The sequence below is a fragment of the Chitinophaga silvatica genome (genome assembly GCF_003419895.1).
GTDB lineage: Bacteria > Bacteroidota > Bacteroidia > Chitinophagales > Chitinophagaceae > Chitinophaga > Chitinophaga silvatica.
The window spans coordinates 220,476-232,884 of sequence record NZ_QPMM01000003.1; the positions used below are offsets into that span (position 1 = coordinate 220,476).

14 protein-coding genes are annotated in these 12,409 nt (G+C 40.2%); 3 read left to right on the forward strand and 11 right to left on the reverse strand.

Annotated features, from left to right (window positions below; translation table 11 throughout):
• Nucleotides 1-119: 119 nt before the first annotated feature.
• Nucleotides 120-2,228, forward strand: a complete 2,109-nt coding sequence (gene ligA / locus DVR12_RS08780) for an NAD-dependent DNA ligase LigA (protein ID WP_116975295.1) — start codon at nt 120-122, stop codon at nt 2,226-2,228.
• A 170-nt stretch (nt 2,229-2,398) separates the two neighbouring features.
• Nucleotides 2,399-2,947, forward strand: a complete 549-nt coding sequence (locus DVR12_RS08785) for a nucleoside deaminase (RefSeq protein WP_233522212.1) — start codon at nt 2,399-2,401, stop codon at nt 2,945-2,947.
• 5 nt (nt 2,948-2,952) lie between these two features.
• Here the strand turns inward: DVR12_RS08785 and DVR12_RS08790 are convergent, their stop codons facing one another.
• From DVR12_RS08790 to DVR12_RS08800, 3 genes are all read right to left on the reverse strand, one after another.
• Nucleotides 2,953-3,885, reverse strand: coding sequence for an SPFH domain-containing protein (locus DVR12_RS08790; RefSeq protein ID WP_116975296.1), 933 nt, complete (start codon nt 3,883-3,885; stop codon nt 2,953-2,955).
• Between the two features lie 124 nt (nt 3,886-4,009).
• Nucleotides 4,010-4,219: a hypothetical protein gene (locus tag DVR12_RS08795; protein ID WP_147323434.1), complete on the reverse strand. Its 210-nt coding sequence runs from the start codon at nt 4,217-4,219 to the stop codon at nt 4,010-4,012.
• A gap of 259 nt (nt 4,220-4,478) precedes the next feature.
• Nucleotides 4,479-5,171 (reverse strand): LuxR C-terminal-related transcriptional regulator, encoded by a 693-nt coding sequence (locus tag DVR12_RS08800; RefSeq protein WP_116975298.1) that lies wholly within the window; start codon nt 5,169-5,171, stop codon nt 4,479-4,481.
• 262 nt (nt 5,172-5,433) lie between these two features.
• Here DVR12_RS08800 and DVR12_RS08805 point away from each other — a divergent pair, with 262 nt between their 5' ends.
• Nucleotides 5,434-6,039, forward strand: coding sequence for a superoxide dismutase (locus tag DVR12_RS08805; RefSeq protein WP_116975299.1), 606 nt, complete (start codon nt 5,434-5,436; stop codon nt 6,037-6,039).
• 120 nt (nt 6,040-6,159) lie between these two features.
• Here DVR12_RS08805 and DVR12_RS08810 read toward each other — a convergent pair whose 3' ends face one another.
• The 8 genes from DVR12_RS08810 to DVR12_RS08845 all read right to left on the reverse strand — a co-directional run bounded on the left by DVR12_RS08810 (nt 6,160) and on the right by DVR12_RS08845 (nt 12,351).
• Nucleotides 6,160-6,945 carry a 3-keto-disaccharide hydrolase gene (locus tag DVR12_RS08810; protein ID WP_116975300.1) on the reverse strand — a complete coding sequence of 262 codons (786 nt, stop codon included), beginning with the start codon at nt 6,943-6,945 and terminating at the stop codon, nt 6,160-6,162.
• Nucleotides 6,946-6,959: 14 nt separating this feature from the next.
• Nucleotides 6,960-8,351 carry a Gfo/Idh/MocA family protein gene (locus DVR12_RS08815; protein ID WP_116975301.1) on the reverse strand — a complete coding sequence of 464 codons (1,392 nt, stop codon included), beginning with the start codon at nt 8,349-8,351 and terminating at the stop codon, nt 6,960-6,962.
• Between the two features lie 166 nt (nt 8,352-8,517).
• On the reverse strand, nt 8,518-10,188 hold the full coding sequence (locus tag DVR12_RS08820; protein ID WP_116975302.1) for a S41 family peptidase: 1,671 nt from the start codon (nt 10,186-10,188) through the stop codon (nt 8,518-8,520).
• A 45-nt stretch (nt 10,189-10,233) separates the two neighbouring features.
• Complete coding sequence (yidD, locus tag DVR12_RS08825) at nt 10,234-10,464, reverse strand: membrane protein insertion efficiency factor YidD (RefSeq protein ID WP_116975303.1); 231 nt, start codon at nt 10,462-10,464, stop codon at nt 10,234-10,236.
• Nucleotides 10,465-10,521: 57 nt separating this feature from the next.
• A complete protein-coding gene (locus DVR12_RS28115) occupies nt 10,522-10,905 on the reverse strand; it encodes a ribonuclease P protein component (protein WP_116975304.1) in 384 nt (127 codons plus the stop codon).
• 23 nt (nt 10,906-10,928) lie between these two features.
• A complete protein-coding gene (gene rpmH, locus DVR12_RS08835) occupies nt 10,929-11,084 on the reverse strand; it encodes a 50S ribosomal protein L34 (protein ID WP_012788729.1) in 156 nt (51 codons plus the stop codon).
• A gap of 177 nt (nt 11,085-11,261) precedes the next feature.
• Complete coding sequence (locus tag DVR12_RS08840) at nt 11,262-11,771, reverse strand: OmpH family outer membrane protein (RefSeq protein ID WP_116975305.1); 510 nt, start codon at nt 11,769-11,771, stop codon at nt 11,262-11,264.
• Nucleotides 11,772-11,835: 64 nt separating this feature from the next.
• On the reverse strand, nt 11,836-12,351 hold the full coding sequence (locus DVR12_RS08845; RefSeq protein ID WP_116975306.1) for an OmpH family outer membrane protein: 516 nt from the start codon (nt 12,349-12,351) through the stop codon (nt 11,836-11,838).
• Nucleotides 12,352-12,409 lie beyond the last annotated feature (58 nt).

Sequence of the window (12,409 nt, forward strand, 5' to 3'; positions counted from 1 at the left end):
CAAGCGTGGAACTATTTTCAAATGAAAGAAAAAAAAGGCATATAATAAACAATTTGCACACTAATTTTTTTAGCTAAAGCAACAATAAGTTTAAATTTACGGCCTATTCATAACCTGATATGTACACAAAGGAAATCGAAATATCACTGGCCCAGCTGGCCAAAGAATTACTCAGCCATCTCCAACAGCAAAAACTGCTGAATAACATCGATGAAACACTCGATGCGCTTCGCCGCGTAATTGCCTATAACGACTGGCGCTACTACGTACAAAGCGATCCTGTAGTCAGCGATTTCGAATACGACCAGCTCTTCGCCTGGTTAAAAAAACTGGAACAGGAAAACCCTCACCTGATCAGTGCCGATTCCCCAACCCAAAGAGTTGCCAAAGGACTCACTAAAGAGTTTGTAACCGTTCAGCACCTGGTTCCAATGCTTAGCCTCGAAAATTCGTACAATGCCGACGACCTGCTCGACTGGGATAGAAAAGCCCGCGAAAGCTCCGGCCTTAGCGAAATTGAATACTGCATTGAACCCAAATTTGATGGTGCCAGCATCTCCCTCATTTACGAAGATGATAAACTGGTACGCGGTGCTACCCGCGGCGACGGTGTTGCAGGCGAAGATATAACCACCAATATCAAACAAATCCGTACAATCCCCCTATCTGCCAGCTTCTCGAAATATGGCATTCATCAGATAGAAATTCGGGGTGAAGTACTTATCAACAAAAATACCTTTAAGGCCTTCAACGATAAAAGAATTGCTGAAAACCTTCCCCCTCTGGCTAATCCACGCAATGCTGCTTCTGGCTCATTGAGAATGGTAGACCCTAATGAAGTTGCCAAACGCGGACTGGAAGCATTCCTATATCATATGAGCTTCCATTCCATGAATGAGGGAGCCCGGGAACCTGAAGCACTTAAAACACATAGCGGAACACTGGAGCTATTATCTACTCTTGGATTCCGCAGTCCGGCTAAAGAGAAAAAAGTAGTGAAAGGCATTCAGGCCGTAATCGACTACTGCCTCCAATTTGAACAAACAAGAGATGATCTTCCCTATGAAATTGATGGCATGGTAATCAAAGTGAATGATTACGAATTGCAAGACAAACTAGGAATGACCACTCACCATCCCCGCTGGGCGATTGCCTATAAATTCAAGGCACGCCAGGCAACCAGTAAATTGAGAAGCGTTGAGTTCCAGGTAGGAAGAACCGGCTCTATTACTCCGGTTGCCAAAATTGACCCAGTACATATCGGAGGCGTAACCGTTTCTTCAATTTCATTATTCAATGAAGATGTTATTAAAGAAAAGGATCTTAAACTCGGAGACACCGTACTGGTTGAAAGAGCTGGAGACGTAATTCCATACATCGTAAAATCTGTAGCCGATTTAAGAACAGGCGATGAAAAAGATATCATCTTCCCTACTCATTGCCCTGTATGCAACGACGAACTGGTAAAGCCTGAAGGCGAAAGCGTTTGGAGATGTACCAATATCAATTGTGAAGCACAGGTGGTTGAAAGAATGATCCACTTCGTGAGCAAAGATGCTATGGACATCAAAAGCTTTGGTGAAAGCAACGTTCGCAAATTCTATTCGTTAGGATTACTAAAAGATATTCCAGGAATCTATGAACTGGACTTTGAGAAAATAGGTACTCTTGAAGGCTTTGGAAAGAAGTCTCTTTCCAACCTGGAAACAGCTATAGAACAGTCTAAATCACAGCCACTGCACCGACTGATCTTTGGATTAGGCATTCGCTATGTTGGTGAAACTACTGCCAAAACCTTAGCTAATGCGGTAACAAATATCATGGATCTTCAAAACTATACTGAAGAACAGATCTTAGCACTGGAAGATATAGGCCCTAAAGTTGCCGGCTCCATTCGATTATTCTTTGAGAACAACGATAATATAGCCATGCTGCAAAAACTTGCAGCCCTGGGCATCAACATGGAGAACACCAAGAAGGCTGCTAATACAGAAGGCAGTCTTAGTGGCCAGACATTTTTATTTACCGGTACACTTCACAAACTAAAACGTAGTGATGCAGAAGAAATGGTAGAAAAGCTGGGCGGTAAAATCATGAGTGGAGTAAGCAGTAAACTCAACTACCTCGTAGTTGGTGATGATGCCGGCAGTAAACTGGAAAAAGCTAAAAAGATTAATACCATTAAGATTTTAACGGAAGATGAGTTCCTGGAATTGATTCAGGAGTAGATTGATTATTTCAATAAAGGGTAAATCTTATTAAGTTAACAGATGATATTTTTTATTGAGATTGGCTTCATTTATCGCAGGCAGGGCGGGGGCAAGCCCCGCCCCTACAAAGTTTCATCAAATTATGATTCCCCTGAGTTTGAAATAATTCAATTTCTGTAAATCAAAATATGCAGAAGCCTTGTAGGGGCGGGGCTTGCCCCCGCCCTGCCTACAGCCACAAGAAACAATATAACACTAAAACATCTTCTTTAACAAAGAAACGCTCTACAAACAAACATATGAACGACGAACATTTTATGAAACAGGCGTTGCAGGAAGCACGCAAAGCCTTTGAGGAAGGGGAAGTACCTATTGGAGCTGTTGTGGTTCAAAACAACAGAATCATCGGCAGAGGATATAATAATGTAGAGCGACTAAACGACTGTACTGCGCATGCGGAGATGATTGCACTGACTTCAGCGTTTAATACACTAGGCAGCAAGTACCTGATGGAGGCAACTTTGTATGTAACTGTTGAGCCTTGCCTGATGTGTGCCGGGGCGCTTTACTGGAGCAAGATTGGTAGAATTGTATATGCAGCACCGGATGATAAGAATAGTTACCGCAGGGCTACGGCTGGTCATTCACCTTTTCATCCTAAAACAAAATTAGAAGAAGGGCCCTGTAAAGAAGAAAGCCTTCAGTTAATGAAGGCTTTCTTTGAACAAAGAAGATAAATGTCTTATTTGGCACCATTAGGGTCCATAAGTTTATTCATAGCCATGAGCTGTTTCATGGTATGTTCCATTCCATCGGAAGAGCCATCCAGGAACAGCACATTTCCTTTTGAGTTTTCAGAGAAATGTTTGATGGCTTCTGTCCACATAGAGAACAGAATTACGGAAGTATCCAGATTAGCCTGTTGCATTTCTTTGGCAGCCATAGTCATACCTTTAGCTACTTCTTCACGGAACAGGGCAACGCCCATACCGCGTAGTTGAGCAGCCTGGCGCTCTGCTTCCGCGGCAATCTTAATTGCATTACCATCTGCTTCTGCAGCTTTGGTTTTGGTAATAAGCAATGCCTGACCTTCGTTTTCTGCAGCGGCTTTCAGGTTATTGGAAGATACTACCTGTGCCATCGACTTCATGATTACTTCATCAAATGTGATATCATTCATTTGCAGATCAAGCAAATGAAAACCCCATTCTTCCAGGGTTTTATCTATCTGCTCTTTTACGTGCTCGGTGATATCTCTTCTCAGGCCCAGTACTTCGGCCTGGCGTTTTGTAGCAACGAAACCTCTGATAGATCCTTCGATGGTACGAACCAGGGCTTGCATAAAGCTCCTTTCATCCATGAACTTAAATGCAACATTTTTAATTGTTTCTTCCTCCTGGTTCCAAACGGCATAAAGCAACATAGCTTTAAAATAAACGTTTGCCTGATCTATGGTAATTGCCTGAAACTCTAATTCCACCGATCTGTTCTGAATAGAGATACGTTTGTAAACTCTTTCAATCACGGGAATTTTAAAGTTCAGACCAGGATGGAAAATACGGTTATACTTACCAAAAATAGTGGTAACTGCCAGTGTTCCCTGTTGTACAGTAATAAAGGAAGACAGGATGATCAACACTGCCAAAACAGCTAGAAAAATCAAGAAAAAATTCATAACAATTTGTTTAGGTAGGGTTTATATGCCTAAAGTTAACAAAATTTACTGCAAACTAGGGATAAGTATAAGGATTGTCGGAATAATTACAATCTGGGAGTAAAAAGAGAATATAGTAAGTAGATCAAATCATTTGTCTTCTTCTGAAATAAATAAACACATCATCTAATTCAATTTGCTTCAGTTGATATGCTAATCTTGTACGCAAATCTTCTGTTTCATCTTTAATTTTTCTGTATTGGTCTTTTAACACTTCATATCGAGCCACAATTTCTTCAGCAGTTGCTGTGTCTTCCAGTTGTAAAATATGAAAAGCTCTTTCCTCGGTAATCATAGTCATAGGGGTGTTTCAGCTAAATTCACGCTATTGTTTTTCAAAAACGATTGTAATATTTATTTCACTAAATTAGGTCAGTTTGAAAAACATGCCAATACCCAATCTTGGGTATTTTTAATTTTTTATCTTAAAAAAAATAGAAATTATATTGATGTTGTATGTGATTATCAATCTTGTACATCGATTGCTAACAAAGCAATTCAGGCGGGTTACAAACATTTTTGTCAACATACTAGTGATACTTTATTCACTCATTTTATTCTATACCAATCTTGCGGGCAATAGCAACTAATTCTGATGTATTACGCACTTTTAATTTTAATCTAATGTTCTTTCTATGTGTTTCAACAGTATAACGGCTAAGATTCAACGAAGTTGCAATCTCCTTATTATTCAGGCCTTTCACCGCCATTCCAAGAATATCTCTTTCTCTTGATGTTAATTTATTAAATAAGTTTTCATGTTGGCGGCGCAAGATAGTATTCAAGGCTTCTGACAGCTGAATATTTGTATCCATTGCATTAGTAAGATCCAGGAATGCGCATAGAATTTCCTCTACTTCATTTTTAGCGTCATATGAAAAGGGTACTTCCAGCCCTAATAGCCAGCGATAATCTGTTTCACCTTTTTTGCGAATTCTGGCCAGGCCACCAAACTGTTCCTTCTTATCACGAAATGATTGTTGTGCAACTGAAGCCAGTTTAAAGTCCTCCGGATGCATAATATCTTTGAAGAACTCCATTCCCAGGCCCTGCATTTCTTTAGGAGAATAGCCTAGTGTGTTGGCCATACGATCGTTACACCATGTTACGGCCTTTGTATTGTTATTGTAGGCATACACCATAGCTGGCACCTGATGCAGTATACTTTCCAACCAATTTACACGCTCCTGTAATTGTTCGTTTTCCTTTTGTAACGCATTGAGGGAAACTTCCGAGTCTGTAGTCATACTTTAAGTTTTAAACAAACAATAGGTACGTTAGCGAATATCTGTATTCGCTGATGTTACGTCCTGTTAAACCCTGCACCTGTAAATATAAAATATTTTTTTATATGAGCAAGCCCGTAATCTACGTGCTAGTCCGTCTTTTACAGTACAACTTGTAATTATGTAAATAAGGTAATAATTAAATGTCTAAATTTTAAAGGATTGGCAGTAAATTTGGCGACTATCTCGAAATCATTTTTTAAAACCCATAAAAAACTGAGTTATGGCATTTACACTTCCGAGCTTACCATACGCATTCGATGCGCTAGAGCCGAATTTCGATAAAATGACAATGGAAATTCACTACAGTAAGCACCACCAGGCATATGTAGACAATCTGAACAAAGCTATCGCTGGCACAGAGAACGAGAATAAATCACTGGAAGAATTAGTAGCAAATGCAGGCAAAATCAGCCCTGCAGTTAGAAACAACGGTGGCGGACACTGGAATCACAGCTTCTTCTGGACTATCCTCGCACCTAATGCAGGTGGTGCTCCAAAAGGCAAATTAGCTGATGATATCAACAGTGCTTTTGGTTCATTTGAAGCTTTCCAGGAAAAATTCAATACTGCTGGTGCTACCCGCTTTGGTTCTGGCTGGGCATGGTTACTGGTGAAAGACGGTAAACTGGAAATCTCCTCTACTCCTAACCAGGATAACCCTTTAATGGATGTTGCTGAAGTAAAAGGTACTCCAATTCTGGGTGTAGACGTTTGGGAACACGCTTACTACCTGAAATATCAAAACCGTCGCCCAGAATACCTGAAAGCATTCTGGAACGTGGTTAACTGGGATGCAGTTAGCAAACGCTACGAAGCTGCTATCTAACTAATGTTTCTCGCAAAGAAGCAAAGAAGCATAAGAAATTTGATTTTAATAATGGAAATCCATAATTTTTATCAAACTCCTTATGCTTCTTTGCTTCTTTGCGAGAAACTACGCGAGAAACTACAATTCTTTAATCTTTACATTTTTGAACCAGATCTCACTACCATGATCCTGGAACGCGATATGTCCTTTTCTAGACATACCATATCCCTTAGCATCTTTCCACTTACCTTCCGCTTTATGCTTTTTCCATTCTGGTGATCCCAGCTCATATTCAGCGGTTTTCTGTCCATTCAGCCAATGCTCTACATGACCCTTGTTTACAATGATCTTAGTAGTATTCCATTCACCAATTGGATTAGAAGCAGCAACCAGCGGCGGATTCATTGCATAGTTTGCACCAGTTTTCTGCCAGTCTTCCAATTTTTCAGGAAAGTTTTTATCATCAATGATCTGGTATTCCGGACCGCTCAGATAAGGCGCATCAAATTCTTCTGTAACCATGTAAAGAATCCCGCTATTACCTTGAGCAGCGAGCTTCCAATCGGCCTGTAATTCGAAGTTTTCAAACTCCTTGTCAGTAATCAGATCTCCTCTTTTATCAGATTTATCTGTTTTACTGCCCAGACAATGAAGAATTGCTCCTTCAGCAACCCAGGTATCAGCAGGCTTGTTTTTGAAAATACGCCAGCCAGTCAGATCTTTTCCATTGTACAGCAATTGCCAGCCTTCAGCTTTCTCAGTATCTGTTAACGCAGCAGCAGCGTTGCTGGTATCTCCGGCAACAGACTGTTTAGAGCTGTCGACGATCTGTACAGAATCTTTGCTTTCTTGTGTTCCACCATTGCCACAAGATGACACTGTAATCGTGAGCACCGACAAAGCAGGTACGAGTAGTTTTTTCATATGTGCACGTGTTTTTACTTGTTAACAAGTTTCAAAGCCTGTGGATCCCAATGAACAATCTTGTTATCGAAATAACTTTGATTGCAAAGCAGAGCAGGAGCAGCAGCACGGAAACCAAATGTAGGATCTTCAGCTACTTTACCACCTGTACGCATAGCATTGAACAGGTTATAGAAGTGATCGAAATGCGCTCCTTTATATCCTTTTTCTGCTTCATAAATTACAGTATCTGGAGGAAGCATTTCAGCACGGTGATAAGCATATGTTTTACCATTGTTGGAAGATGCAGCATTTGCAGCAGCTAACGGATCATTTTCATCAACAACATTACGGTTACGATACAAAGTAACTTTATCCCACTCTACAGTCATAGAGCCTTCGCTACCCACCATACGTAAGTAGTTGGTTCCACCTGTTCCATCCACAAAGTTTACACGTAACGACAAGTTAAATGCAGGATGTTGTGCAGTTTCAGGATAATCGAACATTCCCAGCATAATATCCGGAACTTCTCTTCCATCTTTCCAATAACGCAGACCACCGGTAGCCATGATTTTATTTGGCCCCATAGATCCGGTTACCAGGTGGAGACTGGAGAATAAATGCACGAATAAATCGCCTGATACACCTGTTCCGTAGTCTTTATAATTTCTCCAACGGAAGAAACGTAAAGGATCCCAGTCGCGCTTCGGAGCATTTTTTAAGTATGCATCCCAATCAACTGTCTTCAATGAAGCATCGGCAGGAATAGGATATTGCCATGCACCGGTAGGCGACATACGAGCCCAGAAACCTTCTGCATAGTTCAATTTACCAATAGCTCCGTCTTTCAGTAACTGACGGGCTTTTTCATTACCTAAAGAGCTCATACCCTGGCTACCAACCTGGTATACAACCTTACCATTGCGTTGTTGAGCCTCTACTACCGCAGGTGCCTCTGTAATATCATGCACCATTGGCTTTTCGCAGTATACCGACTTCCCCTTGTTCATGGCAGCAACAGAAATCTCTTTGTGCCAGAAGTCAGGAGTCGCAATAATTACGGCATCAATATCTTTACGATCCAGAATTTCCTGGTAGTTACGTGTAGTAAAAATATCGTTACCCCATTTCTTTTTAGCATCCGCTAATCTTCCATCATATAAATCGCAAGCTGCAATTAATTTAACGCCTGGAACGGTGATCGCTGTGTTGGCATCAGCAGTTCCCATACCACCAGCACCAATTAAGGCAATCTGAATCTGGTCGTTGGCACTATACTTTTCTTTCAGACGGGAAAGAGATTGGATGTTTCTTTTTCTATCAGCAGCTGTAAGGATACTAGGTACTAAGGAAGCACCTACTACTCCTTTGGCAATTTTGCTGATAAAACTCCTGCGAGAATCTTCGTTGGAATGGATTGGCATGATTACCCTTTTAGGTTGAAAAAATGTTATTTATTATTCACTGAGACTTCAAAATAGTAACAATAAACGTGAAATCAAAAATGCCCGGAAGCAACGTAAACAAAAATAAGAGATTTCTGTTTACATTTCATCCGGGCATCAATTAATTTTTGATGGATTTAATATTTTATTTTTTTGAGAGCAACTGCTTGTATAGCGTAGGATTATGAAGCGTATTCACAGCAGCAATTACTTCATTATCCCAATCGAGTGATTTGGCTATACGTCCTTTCTGTAAATAGTAACGATTCACGATTTCCTCTTCCAGCAAGCGTTTGATCTCTGTTTTATTTTTAAGGAGATCCTGTTTTTTATCGTGTCTCATTTTTTCTTCCAATTCGCTCAATTCTTTGGTAATACCTTCATAGTATTTTTCCTTTTTAGCGGTATTTCTGAAAGAATCCAATGCTTCCTCACTTCGGGTTTTGTAGCTGTAATCTTTGTTTTCGAGATAGCGTTCAAAATCACCGAAGTCGGTATCAGTCAGGGCAAAAGTAGGAGCGGCTGCAATTGTCGGATGCTTATAATAGTATTCAGTGGCAAAGTCGAAAATAAATTGCTTACGTAATAAAGTAATAGCCACCTGGCTGATATAGGTAGGATCTACCTTGGTATCAGGCTCAATTCCACCACCATCTTTTACTGCTCTTCCATTTAATGTAGCAAAGGTTTTACGCAGCGAATCCGGCACGTAATCAGCACTTCCATCATCATTTCTGTGAGAGTAATCGATAGCCTGAATACATCTGCCGCTTGGAGTATAATACTTTGCAGTAGTTACTTTCAGTTTGGAATTATAAGGGAGCGGGCGGGTTGTTTGTACAAGCCCCTTACCGTAAGAGCGCTGTCCGATAATTACACCTCTGTCCATATCCTGGATACTACCTGCAACGATTTCTGAGGCAGAAGCAGAAGAATGATTAGTAAGTACTGCTAATGGAAGTTTGGTATCGACTGGTTGATCGGCAGTTTCATAGCCGCGATCCCAGTTTTTTACTTTTCCTTTTGTACTTACAATCAGTTTGTTTTTATCGATAAACACGTTGGCAACGATTACGGCTTCATCGAGCAAACCGCCGGGGTTTCCGCGTAAATCGAGGATCACCCCTTTTAAGTTAGGGTTGCTTTGCTTTAATTTAGCAACAGCTTCCCTTACCATAGCCCCGCTGTTTTCAGTGAATTGGGTCATTTTAATATAACCAATGTCACCTTTTACTACACCTGAATAACTAACCGATTTTACGTTAATTTCTTCGCGCATAATATTTCTGGTAGTTTCCTTACCGGTAACCGGGTTACGAAGTACCATCACAAGCGGAGTTCCGGCAGCACCTTTAAGCTGGCGGCTAACGTCTTCCTGGGCAAGATTTTTACAGGATTTACCGTCCATGCTTACAATAATATCACCGGCTTTTACTCCGGCTTTATCCATTGGGCTACCTTCATAAACATCGGTGATGGTAGTCCATTCTCCATTTGTATAAATGGAAGCACCTACACCGCCGTATTTTCCGGTGGCCATAAATTTGAGATCATCCAGATTTTCTTCAGCAACAAAGTCGGTGAAGGGATCGGTTTCTTCCAACATAGCATCGATGCCTTTACGCATTAGCTTTTCGGGAGGAAGATCATCTACATAATAAGTATTCAGCTCTCTATAAAAAGCAGCAAATATGTCCAGGTTCTTTGCGATCTGGAAATATTTATCATTTTCACTGAAAGAATAAATGCCACCAATGGTGATTAATAGCAACAAGGTAGCAATGAGTTTCTTTTTTCTGTTAAAAACCACACGCATGCAATAGAATGTAAAAGATTAACTAATAAACGTTGGCGTACCGGCTTAAGGCACAGGATCATAACCGTGTCCTCCCCAGGGATGACACGACAAGATACGCTTTATGGTGAGATAGCCACCTTTGAGGGGGCCATATTTTTTAAATGCTTCTAACCCATATTGGGAGCAGGATGGAGTGTAGCGGCATTTACTACCTAATAAGGGAGAAATAAACCACTGATAAAGCTTTATCAGAAAGATAAAAGGATAACTAAGCCAGCGCACAACACTTTTCATAAACTTCAATTAGTGGCCTTTTATCAACAGTGGGGATGACGGAACTTTCATGACACATTATTCACCTACTGTAGCCAACTTCTTTAAAATTACCGAAATTTTGCCTTGCAGAACAGAAAAATCAGCAATTTTTTTGTCAGTATAAATGAGGAAAACGGCGAATTGACGGGATTGTGACTGAAGTTGGTCGTAAAGCTCCTGTTTTTGCATGCGCCAGGCTTCACGGCTGAGTCTCTTAATTCGGTTTCTGTCTACCGCCTTTGGGAATCGGCGCGTAGAAGCACTAAAACCTACCTGCACGGGATATTTTCCCGGAGAAGGCAACGGGAGATATACTACGCGGTATGGAAAAACAGAAAACGCTTTTCCTTCACGAAAAAGCGCTTCAATTAGTTTTCTGCTTTTTAACCTTTCTTCCTTTTTAAAAGAATAAGTTTTTATGGCAAAAGTATTTAGCTACTAAATTATTTCAGCTTGCGTTCGTCAGAAACAGTCAGCTTCTTACGACCTTTTGCTCTACGAGAAGCCAATACCTTACGGCCATTAGCAGTTTCCATTCTCTTTCTGAAGCCGTGAACGCTCTTTCTGCGTCTGTTATGCGGTTGAAAAGTACGTTTCATTTCTTTTTTTTGTTTTTACCTGTACTACTAAAACTCCGTGTTAAGGATTCTTTTTTAAAACGGAAGGCAAAGGTAGCAGAATTTTATTTAAAATTAAAATTAAAATCCAAAATCTTAAAAGTAAAGGTGGAATGCAGTATTCACTACATTCCACCTTCATGTATTAAAAAAAATATATTATTTAATACCCATTTTGCCTTTAACGGCAGCCAGAATATCATCTGCAGCTGGAGAAACCAGTAAAATACCAGCAGAGCTGTCGATTACATAACCGTAACCTTTTTCTTTAGCCACATCTTCGATAGCTTTACGTGCTTTATCGTAGATAGGTTTCAGCAGCTCCTGTTGTTTATTTTGAACTTTTTGTTCAGCAGCATCGCGGTAATCCTGGATTCTTTTTTGAGCATCCTGAATTTCACGGGTTTTGATTTCTTTTACGTTATCGGTCATGGTAGCTGCCTTCTCATCAAATTCTTTCATTTTTTTAGTGTACTCATCTACCAGTGCTTTTCCATCACCTTCCAGGCTTTGTGCATAAGTTTGCAGATCTGTTTCAGCCTTCTTAGCTTCCGGCATAGCAGCAATAAGCGCTTGTGCATTGATATGCGCTACTTTTGATTGAGCCATCGCATTCACGCTGAATAAACCGGTAACCGCCACAAAAGCAATAATTACGAACTTCTTCATGATGTTGTCTGTGTTTAAAAAAATTTAAATACTTATAGTTAAAAAAATAGGTACAAGTTTGAGATTACTTCTTCACTCCCAGTGCTTTGAGTATCTCTTCGCTTTTGTCGAGTTTTGGATCAAAAAATATTAATGTTGCTCCTCCTGCTTTGTCTAATACAAAATCATACATACGGCTTGCAGACAATTTTTGTACCGCATTGTAAATTCTGTCCTGAATGGGCTTTACTAATTCTTCTCTCTTCTTAAACAGATCGCCTTCGTAACCAAATCTTTTCCTTTGCAGGTCTTTTGCGTCTTTCTCTTTTGCTACTATTTCGTCTTCCCTTTTATGTTTCAATTCTTCTGTAAGCATCACTTGTTCGGCCTGATAAGACTTATACATCTTATCCACCTCCTGAAACTTTGCATCAATCTCTTTCTGCCATTGTTCTGCAATAGCATCCAGCTTAGATTGTGACTCTTTATATTCCGGAATACTTTCCAGGATATATTTTGTATCTATCACACAATAGCGCTGTGCACTGGCAACAGCTCCCATGGATAGTATTATTGCGGCTGTAATAAAAAGCTTCTTCATGCTACGTATTAAGTTTTGCAAAACCTATAACAGTTAAACTTGCAATATATAATTTATT

Coding starts and splice junctions, on each gene's coding strand:
- ligA (WP_116975295.1), top strand. CDS start 120: ATGTACACAAAGGAAATCGAAATATCACTGGCCCAGCTGGCCAAAGAA.
- DVR12_RS08785 (WP_233522212.1), top strand. CDS start 2,399: ATGCAGAAGCCTTGTAGGGGCGGGGCTTGCCCCCGCCCTGCCTACAGC.
- DVR12_RS08790 (WP_116975296.1), bottom strand. CDS start 3,885: ATGAATTTTTTCTTGATTTTTCTAGCTGTTTTGGCAGTGTTGATCATC.
- DVR12_RS08795 (WP_147323434.1), bottom strand. CDS start 4,219: ATGATTACCGAGGAAAGAGCTTTTCATATTTTACAACTGGAAGACACA.
- DVR12_RS08800 (WP_116975298.1), bottom strand. CDS start 5,171: ATGACTACAGACTCGGAAGTTTCCCTCAATGCGTTACAAAAGGAAAAC.
- DVR12_RS08805 (WP_116975299.1), top strand. CDS start 5,434: ATGGCATTTACACTTCCGAGCTTACCATACGCATTCGATGCGCTAGAG.
- DVR12_RS08810 (WP_116975300.1), bottom strand. CDS start 6,945: ATGAAAAAACTACTCGTACCTGCTTTGTCGGTGCTCACGATTACAGTG.
- DVR12_RS08815 (WP_116975301.1), bottom strand. CDS start 8,351: ATGCCAATCCATTCCAACGAAGATTCTCGCAGGAGTTTTATCAGCAAA.
- DVR12_RS08820 (WP_116975302.1), bottom strand. CDS start 10,188: ATGCGTGTGGTTTTTAACAGAAAAAAGAAACTCATTGCTACCTTGTTG.
- yidD (WP_116975303.1), bottom strand. CDS start 10,464: ATGAAAAGTGTTGTGCGCTGGCTTAGTTATCCTTTTATCTTTCTGATA.
- rpmH (WP_012788729.1), bottom strand. CDS start 11,084: ATGAAACGTACTTTTCAACCGCATAACAGACGCAGAAAGAGCGTTCAC.
- DVR12_RS08840 (WP_116975305.1), bottom strand. CDS start 11,771: ATGAAGAAGTTCGTAATTATTGCTTTTGTGGCGGTTACCGGTTTATTC.
- DVR12_RS08845 (WP_116975306.1), bottom strand. CDS start 12,351: ATGAAGAAGCTTTTTATTACAGCCGCAATAATACTATCCATGGGAGCT.